At 32.1% G+C, this 20176-nt stretch carries 24 protein-coding genes, 1 pseudogene and 1 riboswitch; of the genes and pseudogenes, 12 read left to right on the top strand and 13 right to left on the bottom strand.

The window, feature by feature from the left end:
* Positions 1 to 15: 15 nt before the first annotated feature.
* Genes NST63_RS14810 through NST63_RS14800 form a run of 3 tightly spaced genes read right to left on the bottom strand, consistent with a single transcriptional unit; the run spans position 16 to position 1336 of the window.
* Positions 16 to 918, bottom strand: a complete 903-nt coding sequence (locus NST63_RS14810) for a hypothetical protein (protein ID WP_341042758.1) — start codon at positions 916 to 918, stop codon at positions 16 to 18.
* 24 nt (positions 919 to 942) lie between these two features.
* Positions 943 to 1194, bottom strand: a complete 252-nt coding sequence (locus NST63_RS14805; protein ID WP_341042756.1) for a hypothetical protein — start codon at positions 1192 to 1194, stop codon at positions 943 to 945.
* Positions 1169 to 1336, bottom strand: a complete 168-nt coding sequence (locus NST63_RS14800; RefSeq protein ID WP_341042755.1) for a VOC family protein — start codon at positions 1334 to 1336, stop codon at positions 1169 to 1171. The genes NST63_RS14805 and NST63_RS14800 overlap by 26 nt, the downstream gene beginning before the upstream one ends.
* Positions 1337 to 1554: 218 nt before the next feature.
* Here NST63_RS14800 and NST63_RS14795 point away from each other — a divergent pair, with 218 nt between their 5' ends.
* Together NST63_RS14795 and NST63_RS14790 are read left to right on the top strand one after the other, a co-directional pair.
* Positions 1555 to 2553 carry an aminoglycoside phosphotransferase family protein gene (locus tag NST63_RS14795; protein ID WP_341042753.1) on the top strand — a complete coding sequence of 333 codons (999 nt, stop codon included), beginning with the start codon at positions 1555 to 1557 and terminating at the stop codon, positions 2551 to 2553.
* Between the two features lie 70 nt (positions 2554 to 2623).
* Positions 2624 to 2920 carry a hypothetical protein gene (locus tag NST63_RS14790; RefSeq protein ID WP_341042751.1) on the top strand — a complete coding sequence of 99 codons (297 nt, stop codon included), beginning with the start codon at positions 2624 to 2626 and terminating at the stop codon, positions 2918 to 2920.
* A 121-nt stretch (positions 2921 to 3041) separates the two neighbouring features.
* On the opposite strand, the gene NST63_RS14785 is transcribed toward NST63_RS14790, so the two are convergent.
* Together NST63_RS14785 and NST63_RS14780 are read right to left on the bottom strand one after the other, a co-directional pair.
* Positions 3042 to 3215 carry a hypothetical protein gene (locus NST63_RS14785; protein ID WP_341042749.1) on the bottom strand — a complete coding sequence of 58 codons (174 nt, stop codon included), beginning with the start codon at positions 3213 to 3215 and terminating at the stop codon, positions 3042 to 3044.
* 230 nt (positions 3216 to 3445) lie between these two features.
* Positions 3446 to 3934: pseudogene (locus NST63_RS14780) on the bottom strand (DUF4003 family protein).
* A gap of 257 nt (positions 3935 to 4191) precedes the next feature.
* Positions 4192 to 4296, top strand: a riboswitch (SAM riboswitch).
* 93 nt (positions 4297 to 4389) lie between these two features.
* Between NST63_RS14780 and ssuE the strand changes: the two are divergent.
* Both ssuE and NST63_RS14770 read left to right on the top strand, forming a co-directional pair.
* The gene (gene ssuE / locus NST63_RS14775; RefSeq protein WP_341042747.1) at positions 4390 to 4935 is read left to right on the top strand and encodes an NADPH-dependent FMN reductase; all 546 of its coding nucleotides are present in this window, start codon (positions 4390 to 4392) and stop codon (positions 4933 to 4935) included.
* A gap of 270 nt (positions 4936 to 5205) precedes the next feature.
* Positions 5206 to 5976 carry a nucleotidyltransferase domain-containing protein gene (locus tag NST63_RS14770; protein WP_212941513.1) on the top strand — a complete coding sequence of 257 codons (771 nt, stop codon included), beginning with the start codon at positions 5206 to 5208 and terminating at the stop codon, positions 5974 to 5976.
* Between the two features lie 614 nt (positions 5977 to 6590).
* Here NST63_RS14770 and NST63_RS14765 read toward each other — a convergent pair.
* Positions 6591 to 7151: a GNAT family N-acetyltransferase gene (locus NST63_RS14765; RefSeq protein WP_341042746.1), complete on the bottom strand. Its 561-nt coding sequence runs from the start codon at positions 7149 to 7151 to the stop codon at positions 6591 to 6593.
* 331 nt (positions 7152 to 7482) lie between these two features.
* Here NST63_RS14765 and NST63_RS14760 point away from each other — a divergent pair, with 331 nt between their 5' ends.
* Both NST63_RS14760 and NST63_RS14755 read left to right on the top strand, forming a co-directional pair.
* Complete coding sequence (locus tag NST63_RS14760) at positions 7483 to 8598, top strand: DUF4236 domain-containing protein (RefSeq protein WP_341042745.1); 1116 nt, start codon at positions 7483 to 7485, stop codon at positions 8596 to 8598.
* A 446-nt stretch (positions 8599 to 9044) separates the two neighbouring features.
* Positions 9045 to 9371 (top strand): spore coat protein, encoded by a 327-nt coding sequence (locus NST63_RS14755; protein WP_341042744.1) that lies wholly within the window; start codon positions 9045 to 9047, stop codon positions 9369 to 9371.
* Between the two features lie 303 nt (positions 9372 to 9674).
* Here NST63_RS14755 and NST63_RS14750 read toward each other — a convergent pair whose 3' ends face one another.
* Entirely contained in the window at positions 9675 to 9890 is a 216-nt protein-coding gene (locus NST63_RS14750) for a helix-turn-helix domain-containing protein (RefSeq protein WP_212941506.1), read from the bottom strand.
* Between the two features lie 114 nt (positions 9891 to 10004).
* Here NST63_RS14750 and NST63_RS14745 point away from each other — a divergent pair, with 114 nt between their 5' ends.
* Complete coding sequence (locus NST63_RS14745) at positions 10005 to 10175, top strand: hypothetical protein (RefSeq protein WP_341042743.1); 171 nt, start codon at positions 10005 to 10007, stop codon at positions 10173 to 10175.
* A 104-nt stretch (positions 10176 to 10279) separates the two neighbouring features.
* On the opposite strand, the gene NST63_RS14740 is transcribed toward NST63_RS14745, so the two are convergent.
* Entirely contained in the window at positions 10280 to 10429 is a 150-nt protein-coding gene (locus tag NST63_RS14740) for a hypothetical protein (protein WP_169792986.1), read from the bottom strand.
* Positions 10430 to 10845: 416 nt separating this feature from the next.
* Positions 10846 to 11028 carry a hypothetical protein gene (locus NST63_RS14735; RefSeq protein WP_058003925.1) on the bottom strand — a complete coding sequence of 61 codons (183 nt, stop codon included), beginning with the start codon at positions 11026 to 11028 and terminating at the stop codon, positions 10846 to 10848.
* 331 nt (positions 11029 to 11359) lie between these two features.
* Here NST63_RS14735 and NST63_RS14730 point away from each other — a divergent pair, with 331 nt between their 5' ends.
* From NST63_RS14730 to NST63_RS14720, 3 genes are all read left to right on the top strand, one after another.
* Complete coding sequence (locus NST63_RS14730; protein WP_341042742.1) at positions 11360 to 12406, top strand: stalk domain-containing protein; 1047 nt, start codon at positions 11360 to 11362, stop codon at positions 12404 to 12406.
* 552 nt (positions 12407 to 12958) lie between these two features.
* Complete coding sequence (locus tag NST63_RS14725) at positions 12959 to 14029, top strand: tetratricopeptide repeat protein (protein WP_212941503.1); 1071 nt, start codon at positions 12959 to 12961, stop codon at positions 14027 to 14029.
* Complete coding sequence (locus tag NST63_RS14720) at positions 14026 to 14502, top strand: hypothetical protein (protein WP_341042741.1); 477 nt, start codon at positions 14026 to 14028, stop codon at positions 14500 to 14502. The genes NST63_RS14725 and NST63_RS14720 overlap by 4 nt, the downstream gene beginning before the upstream one ends.
* A 127-nt stretch (positions 14503 to 14629) precedes the next feature.
* Here NST63_RS14720 and NST63_RS14715 read toward each other — a convergent pair whose 3' ends face one another.
* Positions 14630 to 15136, bottom strand: a complete 507-nt coding sequence (locus NST63_RS14715) for a hypothetical protein (RefSeq protein WP_242598098.1) — start codon at positions 15134 to 15136, stop codon at positions 14630 to 14632.
* 281 nt (positions 15137 to 15417) lie between these two features.
* Here NST63_RS14715 and NST63_RS14710 point away from each other — a divergent pair, with 281 nt between their 5' ends.
* Complete coding sequence (locus NST63_RS14710; protein ID WP_341042740.1) at positions 15418 to 16245, top strand: DUF2935 domain-containing protein; 828 nt, start codon at positions 15418 to 15420, stop codon at positions 16243 to 16245.
* A 346-nt stretch (positions 16246 to 16591) separates the two neighbouring features.
* Here NST63_RS14710 and NST63_RS14705 read toward each other — a convergent pair whose 3' ends face one another.
* Complete coding sequence (locus tag NST63_RS14705; RefSeq protein WP_341042738.1) at positions 16592 to 17026, bottom strand: DUF5391 family protein; 435 nt, start codon at positions 17024 to 17026, stop codon at positions 16592 to 16594.
* A 101-nt stretch (positions 17027 to 17127) separates the two neighbouring features.
* On the opposite strand from NST63_RS14705, the gene NST63_RS14700 reads away from it, so the two are divergent.
* Positions 17128 to 17265, top strand: a complete 138-nt coding sequence (locus NST63_RS14700) for a hypothetical protein (protein WP_212941500.1) — start codon at positions 17128 to 17130, stop codon at positions 17263 to 17265.
* Between the two features lie 340 nt (positions 17266 to 17605).
* Here NST63_RS14700 and NST63_RS14695 read toward each other — a convergent pair whose 3' ends face one another.
* Together NST63_RS14695 and NST63_RS14690 are read right to left on the bottom strand one after the other, a co-directional pair.
* Positions 17606 to 18706, bottom strand: coding sequence for an acetyl-CoA C-acyltransferase (locus tag NST63_RS14695; RefSeq protein WP_341042736.1), 1101 nt, complete (start codon positions 18704 to 18706; stop codon positions 17606 to 17608).
* Positions 18706 to 20166 (bottom strand): AMP-binding protein, encoded by a 1461-nt coding sequence (locus NST63_RS14690; protein ID WP_341042734.1) that lies wholly within the window; start codon positions 20164 to 20166, stop codon positions 18706 to 18708. Before NST63_RS14690 ends, NST63_RS14695 begins: the two co-directional genes overlap by 1 nt.
* Between the last annotated feature and the right edge of the window lie 10 nt (positions 20167 to 20176).

Raw genomic sequence — 20176 nt, 5'->3', positions numbered from 1 at the left:
TCCTCTCTTTTCAAGTTATTGAGTTGCTGATTGATAAGTAATCCAAGTCGGAGAAGGTTCAAAGGGAAAAGAATTTAATAGCTCCATCGCATATTCATCGGTCGTATCAAACTCTCCCTCAATAAATTGAAAACCTTGTTCAGCTGCAAAGACTACCTGTTTTAAAACAAGTGTTTGAAGTAATTTCTTATCCTGCTTATTTTTACAACCGCACCAACCTAGCTCCAAGCTAGTATCTTTGTTAGATTCATGTAAAAAAGAATAGGCTAGTATATCCTTAGAGTCCCAGCTAAGACAAATATAGCTTCCATCTAGAATAACATCATCATTTAAAAGTATGTTTTCCCATTCATCGCGGTCCATTTTGGCGACTGGATTACTTATATGGGTTTGTTCATATATGAATCTTACTAAGTGTAATAATTTATCCATTAGTTCGCGATTTTTTATTAATTCGTGCAATGTTGTAATATTAAGCATGTCTTTCTTAACATTAAAAGGGGCTAATTTCTTAATTTCCTGAACATTGATCTTTGGCATATAGGTTCTTCTAATTTCGTAAAAATCATTTGTTTCAAATAATGTTTTTAAATGTATAGCTGTTTCCCAAATCGAGGTTTGAAAAGGATATGTACTTATATTTAGTGTTTTTAGCTCGGGTAGTAATTTGTGCTCAATATTCCATCCACGATAAAATGGGTGTGATAAAATTCTAAAATACATACAAAAAGGATGGAATGAACTGGTCCAAACAATTAAAATCCCGACCAATTGATTATTTACATTCGCAGAAACGGTAAGAATTAGCCTTGTACTTTTTAACAAATTAAGTAGAGCAATATCTTCATGACATAGAAAGATCAATTCTTTTAATTGTTCTTCATTAACTTCTTCTTTTTGCTTTATGGTTAAGCCCATTTTTAACCTCCAAAATTTTGCATATCATAAACTTTTTTGAGTTTTAATTCCAAAGGCAAGCCATCTTCCATCAATATCTTCTATAACAAATTCTTTATTATTGTAATCAGTATCTATTAGTGGTCGAATGATTTTTACATTTAAATCATTAAATTCTTGTTGAAGCTGTGTTTGGTTTTCTGTAATAAAATAAGCATCGTACCCATAACCGTACAGTTTTCGATTCGGTACTACTGCTTGCCCATTTGACTTAGTTAAAAATGATCTCGGTGGCATCACGATATAAACGTATGTGAGGCTCCACCGTATCCAAATAATGAACGGCTTGAAAGCCAAGCTTTTGTTCGTAAAACTTTGCAGTTCTTAAAATATCTGGTGTCGGAAATACACAATGTGACATCAATAACCCTTTGTTCATGATAATATCCCCTAGCTTTTTCAATATGGTACACTAAGTAATATCTATACTTATTAAAAATTATAAAAACTCATAATTTTATATTAGTTTATTTTCTATTAAAATTGAAGTGCTTTTATTCAAGAAAGACAACTGAAATCCAGTATTCTATAATGACAGTAAAAAATGATGAGAAATGAGATGATGGATTCATATATATTAGAAAATAGGTGGGAATAGTGAGAAATAATGATATTAGAAAAATGATAATACAAATGATTGAAAAACATAGTGGAAGCAAGCAGGATATTGTGATAAGTAATGTTGCGATAAACAATACTGGATTTAATAACAATATAGCAATATTCCATCTTTGCTACATGAGAGGTGATGAGCATTTTTCCGAGGACGTCGTACTAAAGAAATATACTTCTGAACCTAATTACAACTCCACATATAGGAAAGAACTTTCGGTTTTAAAAAGTGAAGCTCTAAAAAAATTTGTAAATGTTCCATGCGTTTATTATGAAGATGATGAACAGAACATTATTTTAATGGAAAAAATACAGGGCGTAACATTTGATCAGTTCCTTTTATCAAATTTTCAATATAGACAATTTGGTGAAGTTCTAGGTTATATTCATTCTATTGATATTAAATTTTTTCGAGATGATTTGTTAAAGATTAATTTGAGGCAGGATAATTATCTAAATGTGTACCTTACAAATTTAAGAAATAGAGTAAAGCAGTTTTCAGATCAGGAATATAAGAAATTATTGAATAAACTTACGGAACAATTTACAACCATTGAATATAGAGAAGTTCTCAATCATGGTGACTATCATTTTTTGAATGTCATACTGGATAATAATAAAAAAGCAGTTGTTTTGGATTGGGAAAAAGCTAAAATTGCTGATTATCGTTTTGATTTAGCGAATTCTCTTATAATGGGCTACACCTGGTTCGGCATTGATTTTAAAGAACCGATGTTAGATGGGTATAAAAAGATTACAGGAAAGAAAATAAAGGATTTAGAATTATTTGAGGCATTACTAAGCTTTGATTCTTTTACAAAAATGATACCTTTAATCGAAGGATCAGATGATTCACATATAAGGGATCGGTCATTTAAATGGTTGTTGAGACGCTATGAACTGTTTGTTAAATACCACGGTAAAAGGTTAAAAAAAGCGGAAGACTTCTTATTCTCTAAAGGCTTATATTTACATGAAATATAGTTCCATCATTCATAGCTATTAACGATTTGATAGCATACTTGAAAAATCGTCAAAATAGGGAGGTGATTGGGTGTTTGAGAATAAAAGTATTTGGTCGACCATTTTTAGCATCCTGGGAATTATGTTATATATTATTAGTTATCGAATATTTGATAACCCGACTTTTAGTGAAAAAATGATAATAGCAATAATCATTTTTGGTAGTTTAGTTTCAATGTTTTTAAGCATTGGATATGGAATAATAGGAATGAAAAAGAAGGAAAGAGGTCCTTTCAAATATATAGGCATAACCATTATATTTCTTTTCTTTGTAAGTATAGCATTATCACCAATTTTTATGGGGTTATTTGGATTCAGGGAACCTTAATCTGAGATGAGGCCAACTATTTTTTATACTACTTAAAAACAATATTCACTTCAATCAATAGTTTCGTATATCCAAAATCGAGTATGGTTACCAATACTCGATTTTGGATATTTGTAAATAATCAATTGCTAGTCGAAGATGAGGCGGCTGCAGTAGCAGCAGAAATTGCTGCAATCGAAGCAGCTTGTTGCGCTAGTATAATTGCTTGAATATTAGTTGCTGTTCCTATGGAAAGAAGATCTTTGTCTTGGATTTTATCCTTCACTAGCATTTGAATAGAGAATAGTAAGCTCATCTCTTTATACCAACGGAATAGTTTTTTTCATTTAGAATTAAATCAATCGAAATGATTTCAGAAATGTATTTTTCAGGCTCGTCTAATAAAGCCAGTACACCAATGGTGGAAAAATGAATTCCTTTAATTTTTAAGTGATGCTTTCGGAATTGCTCTTATAGATTTACGCTGTTTTCTGCTAATCTTTCACGATTATTATTTTCTCCATAAGTAAGAATATGGGATAAAAATTACAAATCATTTCCTTTGCAGAATACTCGTTCTCCTAAATAGTGATAGAAAAATTCAATGTTTTCCATTTGATGTTCAATAGAACAGTTTATATTGGTAAGTAATACGGCTAAGGGATAATCATCATTCGATGTAAGAAAGAAATGTTTGCTTTTCATCGCCTTATATAGCTCCATCGCTAGACCTGCTTGATCACTTCTATCCATCCCTTCCATTGGGTGAGATAATAATGTATATGCAGCTAAATAAGTATATGGTCCCTAGTGAAATCCTTTTTTAGTTAGAGCATTATAACATTCTTTTAAATCACTGAATGCCTGAATCGGATCGGGAAATTGATTAATTAATAAAGATGCTAATGTATATCTCATCTCCTGATTTATACCTGAATACCACTTTATGTCTTTTTTTAGAAAATCAGATACGTTTAGAAATTCTTTAGGTTCTAGTTCCTTGCCAGATATCATAAACTGTGAAGCAATACTCATTCAAATTCGTTTATCGATACCCCAACTAATAGCATTTGTTAAGGCATCGAAAGAAGAGACGAATTTTTCTGCTTGTTTTGCTATGTCCTGTAACATGAAAGCTCCCCCAATTTGTTAATTTGTACTTTTATTTACGTATGTAGGTATAAAAAAGTTTCAAATGAGTGATTGATTAATACTATTATAACCTATAAAAATACTTGGAATAATTCTTGACAAATTTATCCTTTGTATATATGATATTCACAATGAAATAATTCTTATCAAGAGAAGCCGAGGGACTGGTCCGTTGACGCTTCAGCAACCTCTACATGAAGTAGAAAGGTGCTAATTCCAGCAAGCATAGTCTTGAGAGATAAGAGAGATCACATGAACAGTAAAGTCCTCTTTTCTTTTGAATGGAGGACTTTTTTATTGCTAATTTTTCATTAAAGCTCTAAAGGAAGGGATAACTTATGAATAAAATTGTCATTCTTTGTGGGAGTCCTCAAGAAAAGTCAAAAATCGAAGTAGTTCTTCGACATATACAAACTATACTTGAAAGCGAAGGTTTTTCTATAACATTTTTATCTGTTTTAGATTTTTCACCGGTAAACTTAATAAAGGAGTATTATAACAGTATAGAAATAAAAAAATTTACAGAAGTGATGGAGGAAGCAGATGGAGTTCTAATTGGCTCTCCAGTATATAAAGCTTCCTATACAGGAGCTTTAAAGTCACTCATTGATTTATTACCAGAGGGTGCATTAAAAGGAACACCTGTATTTCCATTAATGGTAGGAGGAACAGGTGCCCATCTTTTAGCAATAGAATATGCACTAAAACCACTAATCAATAGTTTAAAAGGAAAGCCAACGCATGGGATATATATTTTAGATAGCCAAATTGATCGAATGAGTAAAGATAGTCCTATTATTGATGTGGAGATCGTAAATCGACTATACGTACAGTTAAATGATTTTGTTCGATCCATTCAAATTAAAAATCCGTTTATAGCATAATTGAAGATGTTACTGTGTTTTAAATTAAGGCTCTTTTCTCAAACCTTGTTGCTATTTAGTAAAGTTATCACTAATAAATATCAACTGAGGATCGCTACACGTTTCATTTTACTGAGAAAAAAGTTGCAATCTCCATAAGAACCGCTAGAATCCTTAATTGGAAGTAAAAGCCGGTAGTTGGGCTTTTACAAAAGCAACAACTATACGAAAAAAAGTATTCATCAGAATCATTTATTTTAATAAGTAATGACAAATATAAGGGGGGATTTTATGAGAAAAAGAATTAGTGAAGAAATAATGAAAATTGAAGAAACCTATCGAGTGAAGATATTATATGCATGTGAATCTGGTAGTCGTGCATGGGGGGTTCCTTCTAAGGACAGTGATTATGATGTTCGGTTCATTTATATTCATTCAAAAGATTGGTATTTATCTATCGACCAGAAACGGGATGTAATAGAATTACCTATTAATGATTTACTTGATATGAATGGATGGGAATTAACAAAAGCTTTAAGGCTTTTTCGAAAATCAAATCCTTCGCTTCTTGAGTGGTTGAATTCTAGTATTGTTTATTATCAAGCTTATTCAACAATTGAGAAAATGAAAAATCTATCAAGTCAAGTTTTTGTTCCTACCGCTTCCATGTACCATTATTTAAATATGGGTAAACGAAACTTTCACAATTTTATGGAGAAAGATTATGTGAAAATTAAAAAATATTTTTATGTACTTCGCCCTGTTTTAGCATGTAAATGGATTGAAACATACAACACTTTCCCACCAATAGAATTTGCTGTGTTGCTTGAACAAATGATTCAAGAGGATGAAATCAAAACAACTATTAATCAATTGCTTGAAAGAAAGCAACATGGCGATGAAAGCGACCAGGAACTCAGAAACGATATGCTTTACCATTATTTAAAAAAGGAAATGGCTCATTTAACTGATTTTGCTCACACTTTAAATAGTAAGGTGGTTGACCCAACGGACAAATTAAATCACTTATTTAGAGAGACATTAGATGAAGTTTGGGGATGATGCTATGCTCCATTCATCCTCTTTCCCTATTTTTTGTGAAAGCTGGGTTTTATAAGTTTTGTACATTTTTTTGTAGCGAGGTAGAATATTGCTCTTTCCTGTAAACTATCTCCTCAATTGCAGTGCTCCTTTATTTGTATCAGCCATAAAGTTAACAGTTGTCGATGACCACCTGTAATACTTCCATAAAAATTACAAGCTTCCTCGAAAATGTTGTCTATAAAAGTAAAGATAATTAGACCATTTTCTGTACCATGGGAATTAACTCTTATTTATTTGTTCCCAAATACATACTAGACACACATTCTCTTCAATATTTCGCAAAATGTGTTCCAATCCCCATCCTTGAGACAGATTATCTGCAATATTCTCGCATAATGTGTATCCATCGCCGTCCCTGAGACAGATTATCTGCAATATTCTCACAAAATGTGTTCCAACCTCAATACTGAGGATATATTTTCCCTATCACTCTCGTTCTATCTATATCAAAATCCTTCTTAATTATAGACTTCCCCCAAATTCAAGTCTAAACCTTCTCCATATAACTGTCTCAATTCAAAGAAGTATTTATAATGTTCCTCTATCATTATTTATAACATTGATTTTTGGTTTCAAAGAGTATCCGTCTCCTTAGGATGCGTATATTCCATTAGCCAGGCATCCCTGTATTCCCCTTCATGTAGCTCATGTTTTGGTAATAGTTTTACTTTCCTTAAATCGCATTTTTCATAACAGGCTATCGCACGTTTATTCCAGGTTTGGGGATCCATCACTACTCTCATCGCCTTTTTCTGAGTAGTTAAATAATCAATCATTGAACTTACAATGAGCTTTCCTAGGCCTTTGTTCCAATAATTTACCTCTCCTATAAATTGGTCAGTGCCATAAATAATTTCAGATCCAACTGCATACCCGTATTTAATTTTTGTCTCAACGTCTAGTGCATAATACTGAATATATCCGATTGGAATTCCTCGATGTTCTATAATGCACCCAATTACATCTTGACTCTTCCGATCATAAAAATGTTTATCTACCATTTCTAAATCATGTGGTCGATCCCGTCCCTCGTAAAATTGTAGTACCATTGGGTCCGATAGCCATTTTATTAGTAAATGTTTATCATTTTCACTTAGTCTTCGGACTAGTATTTCGCCTTTTTGATAAATCATATAAATTCTCCTTTAGCATAAAATACTAAGTATGAATTCTATTCTTCTTTTAAAATATCCTGCCAAATCAGGTGAATTTACAGCTAGGGTATTCATCTTCAGTATGATCGGAAAAGCTGCAATCGCGAAAAATGTAATTTTATCTGAATAATGTTAAAATAATAAGTGGGGTTTTTAATGGTTCTGCAAACAGTTTTTAAAAAGTGAAATATTTTTAAACTATTTATTATGGCTGTTCACTATTTCCAAAAAACTATTTGATAAATTTACATGAATGAAATACATGAAAGTTTAATAATTAACTAAAAATACTATGAAAAGGGGTGATGTCATGGGACAAGGATATAGGAAAAGTTTGAAAATTGCTCCAGGTATTAGATTAAATGTTACTAATGAGGCAAGTGGAGCAAATGTTAGTGAAACAGGGTTACGTTATCGTGTTCATTCAAGTGTGCAAGGACGAACTGAAGATGTTCCAGGAACAGAAATCTCTTCTACTGGCTTAATTTTTAATAAAAGGGAAATGTATAGTCCAGCTTATAATAAAATGTTGGACATTACACGTCAATTACGTGAACAGAATAATCTCCAGGAATTGGAGAGAAATCGATTAGAAGTTGAGTACTTTGAACATAAATTAGAAATGATTCAATCTATACCAAAAGAAGCTGTTAGACCGATTGATTGGGTAAAGGTGAAAAGTATTCCTGAGCCTTTTGAAATGGGTAAAACTGGTCCAATGGAAAAAATAGCACAGGAAAATGCATATCACTATAAACCAAATCTTTTTGCGAAGCTTTTCAATAAAGATGAAAAAAAGAGGGAAAACCTTCAAAATCAAATTAAACTAGCTAGGGAAAATGATTTACGGGACTATCAAAGCTGGAAAAGGATGATTAATACTGCTGAGAATGTAATGAAGGGGAATGTAGATTCTTACTTTGACGTTATTCATGAATTTGCACCATTAGAAGATATCAGTGGACTCGGAAGTGGATTCGAATTTATGATTCAAAATTCACATGAAATGGAAGTCAATTTTGATGTTAATAGTGATTCGGTTTTACCAAAAGAGGTATTATCATTAACAAAAAATGGGGATTTATCTAAGGAACAAATGCCTAAGGAACAATACTTTCAAATTCTTCAAGACTATGTCTTTAACTGCACACTAAGAATTGCAAGAGACATGTTTTCACTACTTCCTCTAAAGACTATCTGTATCCATGCAATGGATGAACAGCGTAATACTACAACTGGACGTATAGAGAAGTTCATCATCCTATCAGTCAAGATTGATAAACATAGTTTACAGAGCTTAAACCTTGACCTCCTAGATTATTCAAATTCCATAAAAGCTTTTGAGCACCATTTGAATTTTAACCAGACATCAGGATTTCGTCCTGTACAAAAAGTTGAATGGACATCTTTAAATGTCTCATCATAGATATTGTTTCAAAGTAAAAAAGTGTAATATTACTAAGCAAAAAGCCCTCATTTGTTATTTTGACTAATGTGGGCATTTTTTACATAAGAAATAAATTATTCGCCATGATTAGGATGAATAACTTGAAAAAATAGGAGGAAGTTTATGAAACTTGCTGCACATGAATTAAACGATTTAAATGAATTAACGTTGAGTTGTGTGAATTCCATTACTAAAACATGGCGTATATGTTGGAACATGTTCAATGTCAAGAGTTTAAAACTATATTAGAAACTCATTTTCCATTACATGTAAGAGACTATAATATGAAGGTAGAATTTCTTCATAATGGGACCGGTGCCACTAAGGAATTACCTTTATTAAAGGAGAACGGAAAACTTCAGGATTTTACTAACTCAAATATGAATTAGTATCCTCCTATACAACCACGAACTATGATTGAAAATATGAATGATCGAGAAATGACCACTGCGAATTTACTAACTTTAAATCGAGCAGGTCGTGAATATGCCTGGTCAGCAATGGAAATGGCAAATCCAGAAGTTCGTTCATTCTGTCAAACTGCATTTATGATGAGTTGTTCTCATGCGTATGATATGTGGCAATATATGGTTAAAAAAGGCTATTATCCTTTAGAAACAGCAGATCCCGCAGTAATTGGTAAAATAGGAGCGATGCATCAAGTTATTCCGGAGGATCATTCACAAATTCAACAATATATGACTCAAAATCAAAATCCTATTGCCGTAAGTAGTGATCAAATGTATCAATAATTGCATGGAAAAAAGATGTCTCATATATAAGAGATGCCTTTAATATTATCTACTGTATGTTAATGGCCAAACGCTAATGGATGATAATTTTATTATGTAAACTAAATGAGCCAAATACCTCGAGTAAATTTAAATCAGTTATCATTCATACTAGCCGTATGGGGACTAGTATGTTATTTGTGAAAATTTGTTACATTCTCGTCACTTTTGAAGTATCATTAAATATGTAGTTATTTCAGTTTTTTCAAAACAAATACCCAGCTTTCCAAAAGCAGGGCATTTGTTAATAATTGACTGTATTAATTAATCTTCTGTTTTCCACTCATATAAGTCTTCTATCTGACAATTCAATTCCTTAGAGATAGTCATTGCCGAATTCAAGTTCATCACTTTTTTTGTTAGGAATTGTTCGAGCTGAATTTTAGGGATTTTCGTTTTTTGCTCTAACACATCCAAATCCATGTTGTTTTTCTTTAAAAGTGTATGAAGTTTACTTTTTTTTGCTTTATAAATGGCCAAAATGGACACCTCACTTTAAATAAGCATAACATATTGCACTGGTAAATCAAAGTGATATTTCCAGTCAAAAGGAATCGTAGAAGTATGGTATAATAATGTGAGGAGGCTGTTAATATGAAAGATAATAGTAAGTTTAAAAAGAATGATTTAGCTAAAATAATCGAAACTGATGAGCGGGTCACCATTTTAAAGTCAAAATATATAAGTAATATGAAAAGATACTCATATATTGTAAAGGAGTATCCAGCTACTTTTTACTTTGAAGAAGAACTAGAGAAGTTATAAATAACTCAAATTTTTTCAATTTTCCTCGTTATAAATGTTAAAAATAAGCATAGAATTGCAAAATAAAAAGAGTGGAGAAATATTTCCACTCAAGAATAGGAGTTTTACTTGCTACAACTCCTAATCGATTTTTTGCTTTCACTATTCGATAACGGAGATTTGTCTGGACTTGGTTTCCAATTTTTTAAACGGTTTTTTATATAATCCTTCAGAAAGTCACGTTTCCTCTTTTTTCTTTTATCACGATTTTTCATGGAAAGTCACCCTCCTATTTCCTTTATTATAACTCTAATTCCCTTAATTAATGCGAAATAATTTATGGACTTTTGATTATAAATAGAATTTCAAAAAATGTAATTTAGAGTTTACTTTGCGACTGAAAGTGAAATGCTCCTTCACAAAGAAGGGGTATTGATTTTGAAACACTCTGTATTTGAACTAGGATCAATTAAGATAAACGAAATCGTTAACCTAAAAGCACAAATGACATAGATCACCAATTAATTTAAAGGTTTGAGCTTCCTTAAAAGCAGCTTAGGATAGCTTTTAGGGGATATTGCTTTAGGAAAGTCAATGATATTTAGGATAAAAGAGCCCTTCAAGTACGAAGGGCTTTTTCATATTGAATTAAAGGTCAGTAGAGAAAAAATGACTTATTTCCTTTAGATATTTAGGTGTTTTTCGATTTTCCTAATTTTAATCCATTAGTAATAATGCCAAGGATGCCTGTAATAATGAATATATAAGCTACAAACAAAGGGGTTGAGGAAAGCGATTCAGTAAATAATCTTAATAAGCCAGCAGCAAAAATTAGAAAGCTACCTATTAGTGCAACAACTATTTTATTGTCCATTTTGAATCCTCCCAAAATACAAATAATTTATCATCTTATAATGTTAACATATTTATCTAAATAGTTAACATTATTTTTGCATTTCATGATTCATCCTAAACTTAGGTCATAGACTGGACTCAATATTTCCAAATAGTTAATAGTTATTTTAACCCAGTCAAAAGGTATTAAGTGTTTTTAAGGCCACAATTATCGTAACAAGCGTTAGAGAATATCAATCAATTTCCTTAATTTACCTCCACCATAAAGTATAACTTGTAATTCCAAATTTTTTATTATTGTAATAAAATTATTTTTAGATTTCTTAAACTATAGTGGGGGAGTAATAACGTTGAAAAAAAGAGTTTCACTATTCTTATTAATACTTGTATTATCATTTGTTACATTTACACTTAATGCAAATGCTAGTCCAGGTGGGCTAGACAAAAATGGAGGGCATTATTGTCGTACGAATTGTGCAAAGTATGGTTTAAAAACTGGCCAATATCATTATCATAATGCTGATGGTTCTATAACTTTAACAAAGCCAGTGACTAAACCAACAGTCAAGCCTGCTGCACCTGCCATAGCCATTTATATCAATGGTAAAAAGCAATCATATGACCAACCACCAGTAATCGATAATGGAAGAACATTAGTTCCTTTAAGAGGAATTTTTGAAAGTTTAGGAGCAACGGTTCAGTGGGATCAAAGGAAGCAGCAAGTAACTGCAACTAATTCAAAAACTAAAATTCTATTAAAAATTGGCTCGAAATCACCAACAGTAAATGGTAAAGTGGTACCGATTGATGTACAAGGAAAAATTATCAACGGCCGTACTCTTGTGCCTCTACGTTTTGTTGGTGAAGCACTTGGGGCAACTGTTGATTACAATGCAACAAGCCGAACAATTAAAATTACATCCAAAGCGACGACTTCAAGCAATACTACAATTGATTATGGGAAGCTGGATGCAAGTGTTATTAATGTAATCGATGGAGACACAGTTAAAGTGATTGTAAGAGGTACGGAAGAAACGATTCGTTTACTTCTTGTAGATACACCAGAAACTGTACATCCAACAAAACCAGTCCAACCATTTGGTAAAGAAGCAAGTGATTTTTCCAAAAGTATAATGCCAGCTGGCAAAGCAATAAAGGTAGAGCTTGACGTTAGTGAGCGTGATAAATATGGACGTTTACTTGCATATATATATGTAGATGGAAAAATGGTAAACGAAACACTTCTTGAAAAAGGGCTTGCAAGAGTGGCCTATGTATATGCACCAAACACTCGTTATGTAGATGAATTTCGTGAAATCCAAAGTAAGGCTCAAAAACAAGCGATAGGAATTTGGAGTATCGAAAACTATGTACAAGAGGATGGATTTCACTCCTAATTAATATAAATGCCCTTCTCATTTGAGAGGGGCAATTGTTCTTTAAAACGTAATAACTTTTGTTGTTGTCAAGGAGTAGTATGCAATAATCCCTACTATTCCGAAAAACTGGAGAATGATTCCTATAATACTACATATCAACCCCGAAATTGCAATTCCTCTGCCATCCTCACTATTTCTTTCAATTTTTTTATTTCCTTTCTTGATATGAAATACTAATTACACCGAGAATTAAACTAATTATCAAGTGATTATTGGTATACTTTTTTTCATCCATTTGCCTACTTTCCTCATATTTGATTTACGAATTATAAAAGAATGGGTTACATATCTTTCTAGTTAATTTGAAGTTCATTTGATAAATGGAATACACTTTTCGCATATTACATAACCAACGATGATTAACTGTAAATATCTTTCTAAGGAAAATAGGAAAAAAAAACACTTATTATTAATAGATTTATAACCTATTTTCCCAATACAAATTACGTCCCTAGTCTATTACAATAAAAGTAGAATTATCAAAACCTGATAGATGGGGAGTGATAAAACTTGCTGATTTCTGAAGCAACAGAAGATATATTAGAAGATTGGAATACAAAAATTACTCAAAGGAATATTAAAGAGGCTAAAAATTTAAAAAAAGAAGTAGATGTTATGTTTCAAAGATTAGATGATATCGAAAGTGAAAAAAATTATTTGATTCTTTCAGGTTATTATTATTTACTGCAAAATGATTCTCTAGAACTTAAAATGATCATTGAAAGAATGGGAAATATTCCAGAATTAAGTTTCTATCATCATTTTTTTCAAGGGATACGCGCCTATAATTTAAGGCGCTACGATGATGCATTGGATTGTTACCGTATTGCAGAAAAATACCTTAATAAAAACAATCCAATTGAAACGGCAGAATTCTACTATAGAGTGGCAGCAGTCTATTACCAAGTTCAGGAAACGTTAATGTCGGTAAATCTTATCCAAAAGGCATTAGAAGTTTTCGAAAAAAATGGAAAGTACAGAAATCGACTCGGAGATTGTAGAATGCTGCTAGGTCTTAATTATATTGATATGAGACAATTTGTAGAAGCAGAAGACCAATTTCATATAGCCAGAGACATTGCTCAACGAATTAATGATTCTGGATTACTAGCACGTATCAATCATAACTTAGGTTTTATGTATGCAGAGCAAGGATTGTCAGAAGCTGCTGTTCGTTATCTTTCAAATGTTTTAAGAGAAGAAGATTACGATTATTCAGAAAGTTACATAAAAACTATCTTTTTATTAACTCGTGAGTATTTTAAATTAAATCAGATTGATGCAGGTAAAGAATGGTACGAAAAAGGAATCGCATTAGCACATGAATTAAATAATGTTGAATATAAAGTTAAATTTACTTTATTAAATGCATTGTATTTGGATAATAAAGATTTTGAAAGTACGTTTAAAAGTGGAATTGCATATCTTCAGCAAGAAAAATTGTGGTTGGATATCGAAGAATATGCTCAAATTTTTGCTAGGTTTTATCTTGATTGTAAGGGCTACCAAAAGGCCGCGGAATACTACGAAATTGCTATTGAAGCAAAAAATGAAATCAAAAAAATGGAGGGGTTAAAATGAGAAAAAAATTATTTGTAGGTATCATTTCAGCAACTGCATTATTAGGAATAATGGTAAATGGAATAGGAGCAAAACAAACAAATGTAGTAGCAGAGCGAGGAGTCGTATCGCCAGCACCAGTTAATAGTTTATCAAATGTAGTAGCGGAGCGAGGAGTCGTATCGCCAGCACCAGTAAATAGTTTATCAAATGTAGTAGCGGAGCGAGGAGTCGTATCGCCAGCACCAGTAAATAGTTTATCAAATGTAGTAGCGGAACGAGGAGTCGTATCGCCAGCACCAGTAAATAGTTTAACAAATAAAGTAGCAGAACGAGGAATCGTGTCCCCGGCACCAGTAAATAGTTTAACAAATAAAGTAGCAGAACGAGGAATCGTGTCCCCGGCACCAGTAAATAGTTTAACAAATATAGTAGCGGAGCGAGGAGTCGTATCGCCAGCACCGGTAAATAATCAATCAAATGTATTTGCTTAATGTAACAACTTGAATATTAAATTGTTTTATTAATTTTTGTATGTTCCCCCTTTAACATATAAAATATAATGTAAATAGGAGACACTTAGTAGTTGCTAAGTGTCTTTTATTTATATTAAAGAGATGTCTACGATTTTACTTTCTCCTCTTCATCAATATATTTCGAAGAAGAACTTAACATATCAAATGCTTTTTCATAGATGTATTGAACAACATACATGTATAAAGATTTTATTAAAAACAAGATAGAGAGTTTGAATTTTGATAATTTAACAAGAGTGACATAGTGTGTTTTTTCCATCAAAGGAATAAAAAGATATGTAAAAAAGGAATCGATTATTATATTTAAGATGAAATAAAGCTTGAACTTACCAAATGTGTATTTTAAAATCCAAATTGATCCAACAAAAAAAGGGCCTAATATTAATGGAAGCTCCCCAATTACATTAGGTTTTATCTTATAGTTGAATCTCCACCATTTTTTCTTTTCTGCATGAATTCCTTCAATTACTAAATATATTGATGTCATGATTGTACCAGGAAGAAATCGTTTAATCGTTTTTTTTTCAATAAAAGGAATAGTTAACCATGGTAATACAAGCATAGAAATTACAAACAAATTTTTATTCCTCATAAAATAAACATCCTTTACCAGATCTCAATAAGTATATTCTGCCTATTTTATCTTGAGTTATGTAGGTTTTTCTAGAAAATGTGACTTAGCATTATATCTTCTACGTATTTGATAAAAGGTAAATAAACATAGGTTGTTATCACTCGGAAAAGTGAAGGTAAAAATAGGAAGGAGAAAATATAGTAATATAGGTTAGAAAAAATCTAAAAAGTTCTAATTATAATTCATTTATTACTGCAGTTTTTCGTAATTATAAAGAGAAGAAGGAGGAGGTGATATATTTGACAAAACAGATGATATCTATTTGGGAAGAACACTTCTTTTGGTTAGAAATTTTACAAGATCATACCTACTTTGTAAGGGACTATTTATCACCTAGCGAACTAGAACATGTTCATGTAGCTCAACAATATATTCATCTATTCGGTAATTTACTAGCAATGTTGAACGAAATAAACATAACAACTAAGTCAACTGATAAAGCTTCTATTCAATTTTCAGAACGAGTGTGGCCCGTTGCAAAAGGTTATTTTGAATTTGAAGGAAAATTACAAGCTCTTCGCATAGAAAATAAGGTAAATTTGAATTTATCACCAACCTATCTAAATGGAACACTTGCGGAAAACCAAGAATATTTGCGATTATTAAGCTATTGGGTCAAAGGGAAAGACCCAGCACCACTACCGCTTGTCGATTTAATGGATCTGTGGTTGGAGGACCAATTAGGTCATGTGCTGTTATTTGAAAATATACTAGATCCCATTGAAATTAGTACAATGAGGCAGACAGAAGAATATATAAGTAAATATCAAATGTTTATTGTTCAAAATCGACATTTAAGAGGTTACTTGCGTTTCAAAGAACCAGGATTTGCTCGGCAAAAACAATTTGCCCATGAAGTTGGATTAACGACAATAGAAATGAATCAGTTTATTTATGAAATGGTAATTAAATATAAAGAAAATAGGATTCTTAATAAAACGAATCTACGATTTTTAGAGCATCATTTTCCTGAAACTTGTTATTTTATAAAAAAACTGAGTGATTATGCACCGGAATTACAAGAAGCTGCTTCAAAATGTCCGCTAAAAAAACCTTCCTATACTTAAAATATATTTAGCTCCATCTTAAGTTTAATCTTAGTTTATCAGTTTGGCTAAATACTTATTATCAAAATATTGAGGATGAAGATAACGGAAAAAATTATTTTATTATTGGTGCTATCCAAAGGATTTTTCAACGATAGCACCACTTTGTTTTTTCATAAGGTTGTTTCGTACAATTTGTTGCTAGTGTACAAGTCTGACTGCTGAAATTTACAATTGGCACTTAATCAATGTAATGAAAGGTAGAAAACTTCAGACGATTGTTATGTTAAAACTTTGGTTAAATAGCAACAAAGTTGGGGAAAAGAGCCTAAAGAAACATAAACATTATACATCCTTATCGAGTGGTTTAGGTTACATGTAAATCAGAATTAGATTTATGACGAAAAGCAATGAAAAACCAAATAAGATTAATGATTAAAGATGCAACGCATAAACTTATGACTATAAAAATTGAAGCTGGAAATTTCCCAGTAAATACACTCACAACACCTACGGTTACTGCAGTGGAAAAAAATATAAACATACCTAAACCGCATAGAATGCCCATCAGAAGTTTCATACCCTTAACTCCTATAATAAATAGAAAAAGTGGAACTAAATAACAAAATAGAATCATACTGATAGCTGACCACATTCCAGTACTACCAAATTTATTTGCATTTGGTCCTAATTCTGATAGGGGTGAGAGGGATATTGCAACAGTTATCAGGCAAAAGAATATAGCTGAAATAGATGTGAATATTATAACCGGTTGTTTTTTAGTATTAATGATAGTAGTCATTCCTTTCGGTTGTAAAATTTATCCTATTTACCATTTTAACTGATTTTTGTAAAATTGGTAATAGAATGTCTAAAAATTCATTTAAAACTAAAGGAGATTATATGAACATCTTTTTTGGAATTATTTTTATTTTAGGCGTTTTTGGAATCTATGACTTGATTCGCAGAGTTAATCAAAATATATTAATTCAAACAGAAGAAATAAAAAAATTGCAGGAGGAATTAAAACTAAGAAGATAAAATATCATGTGGAGAATAAAATTCTTACATCATTGGATACTGGATGATGAAAGGAAATAACTAAAAATGGTGTTAGATTATAATTAATAGAGATGAAGAGATATATATAATAAGGGATTAATAGCTCAAACGTAAAAATCTTTAAATTAGAAAATGACTGATTGAGCATTAATCCTATAAACAATTTTTTACTATTATCCTATTGTCTTAACTGTCTATTCAATCTAGTACGTTTTCATATCAAAAAATTCAGTTAAGAAATAAGTGAGTATCCCAACTGTTACGATTAAATAAATTATGACAGCTGAGAAGTTTATATAAATCCTTATTAATCAATGTATTATGTTATTACCTCAAATAGTGTGGCGACTCCAATTCCACCAGCGCTGCCTATTGCGGCAAGAATAAATTTTACCTTTTTCTTCCGTTGAACTTCATAAAATAGACGTGTCACAAGGATAGCACCTGATGCTGCATAGGGATGTCCAAATGTTAAAGCACCACCACGAATATTTAATTTATTTATAGGAATTTGTAATAGATGTGCACAAGCTAGTACCTTTGATGCGAATGCTTCATTAATTTCAACCAAATCAATCTCTTCCATCGTAAGATTATTTCTTTTTAATAAATCTAAAATAGCAGGGACAGGAGAAATACCGGGGTATTGTGGATGTACCCCTGCCAATTGACTATCGACAAAACGTAAAATTGGCTTAAATCCTAAACTACGGGCTAAGTTTTCTTCCATAATGACAACGGCAGATGCCCCATCATGCATACCACAACTATTTGCTGCGGTGACTGTACCTTTTTCTTTATCGAATAAAGGAATAGCCCGTTTAACAAGTTTATCCATTTTTCTTTTCCTTAAAAACTCTTCATCTTGATATATATCTTTAATAGGAATGATTTCTTCTTGATACATCCCTGATTTATAAGCCTGCCAGCTTCGCTGATAACTTAACAAAGCATATTCGTCTTGCATTTCACGAGTAATTTGATATTTTAATGCGACATTTTCAGCTGCTAATCCCATATCTGGATCACCTAATTGATGTGGAGCAAATTTTGCCCTTTTTTTAAAAGGGGATGTACTAACACTCTCAACACCACCAGCAATATAGCATTGTCCAGCTTCTCCTTGAATAAGATAGCAAGCCGTTCGAATAGCATCAAGACCTGCGCTGCATTGTCTATCGATGGTCATTCCTGTGACGGTAAGTGGAAATCCTGCCTCTAAAGCGGAAAATCGAGCCACATTCCCGCCGGGGCCAACTACATTTCCTAATAATACATCATCTATTAGGTGTTCGATATCTTTCCCTAACGATTTCAAAAGGGGGGATATAAGTTGATGGGGTTCGAGATATTGGAATATTCCTTTTTCTCTTCCTATGGGTGTTCGATTTGCACGGATTATTACTGCGCTTTTTTTCATCAGTAGTTTCCTCCAATGATCATTTTTTTAACTAAGTCCCTTGCAATCTTACCGCTTGAAGTAAGTGGTAATTTGTCAACAATAATCCATTTGCGTGGAACTTTATAAGAGGAAAGTTTTGTTTTACATAAATCTTTTAATTCCTGTACTTTGACATTACCCTTTACTACTGCTGTTACAATTTCACCCCAGTATCTATCCTTTAACCCAATCACTGCTACTTGCTTAACATTACGATGCAATGATAAGACAGCTTCAATTTCCTCCGGGAATATATTTATCCCTCCATACAGAATCATATTATTTTCACGGCCATGAATATATAAATAACCATTAGAATCCAAGTAGCCTATATCATGAACAGTCATCCAACCTTCTTTATCAATAATAGGGGTAATGGATGTTTCTCCTGTATATTTGTAACCAAGAAATGACATGTTGCTTCTAACGAAAATTTTTCCGGTTTCACCGATTAATGCAAGTTCACCATTCTTTTTGCGGATTTGAAGTTCCACATTATGACAAGGTTTTCCTACTGAGTTTGGAAAGTGCTGGTTGTCCTCATGAGAGAGGACAGTGACGAAACTTAATTCACTAGCCCCATAATATTCATAAAGCTTTAATAAAGGAAATGCCTTTTTAATCCTTAACTTGGAATTATGCTCCCATTTTGCACCAGATGATACAATAGTTAATGGTTTTTCAATGGTTTCACTTGTTTTTAACAAGCTTTCAATCATCGTGGGAACCATAAAGGCTACCTTAATCGGATAACTCTGTAACATCTTCTTTAGTTGGGACACAGAATATTTTTCTAATAGATAAATAGTTCCGCCAAAATATAAAGTACTAATAGCCCCATACAAAAAATGAGAATGAATCAGTCCACCTGGTATGAGTACATCTTCAGATTCTTTTAAATGAAGGTCAATAATATTGCATTTGAAGCTTTCAACCCAAGAGCTATGTGACCGGACAAATGCTTTCGGCTTACCTGTTGAACCTGATGTAAACCCCATATAAAAAGGAACATCCTCTAATAGTACGGGTGGGGGAAAAGGCTTGCTATCTACATCAGCTAGCAGTTGTTCCAAAAGCACTACTTTTCTGTGACAAATGGATAATCTATGTGAATACTTTTCAATTGTAATGATCATGGAAGGGTTGCAAAGATCGATTCTACTTTTTAAATCCTCTACATTCCATTTCAAATCTAGCGGACATACTAGCCATCCTGCACTTGAAGCACCCGCAAAGATTTGCAAGAAAGGAATTTCATTAGGTAGAAGGATAGCTATAACTTTATTACTAGATTTCTTTTTTGATAAAAAGAAATTTGCAAGTTGAGATACGGAGGTAAATAACTCGTTATATGTAATTTTATGATTGATAGTTTGAATCGCTATCCGTTCTGGATGATTTTTTCGATGTTGAATATATGTGGAAGTAATTGTGTTCATATTGTTCTCC

Origin of the sequence: Heyndrickxia sp. FSL W8-0496, assembly GCF_038007825.1 — a bacterium.
Lineage (GTDB): Bacteria > Bacillota > Bacilli > Bacillales > Bacillaceae_C > Heyndrickxia > Heyndrickxia oleronia.
The sequence above is the reverse complement of the archived record's forward strand: the minus strand, read 5'-3'. Positions and strand labels throughout refer to the sequence as shown.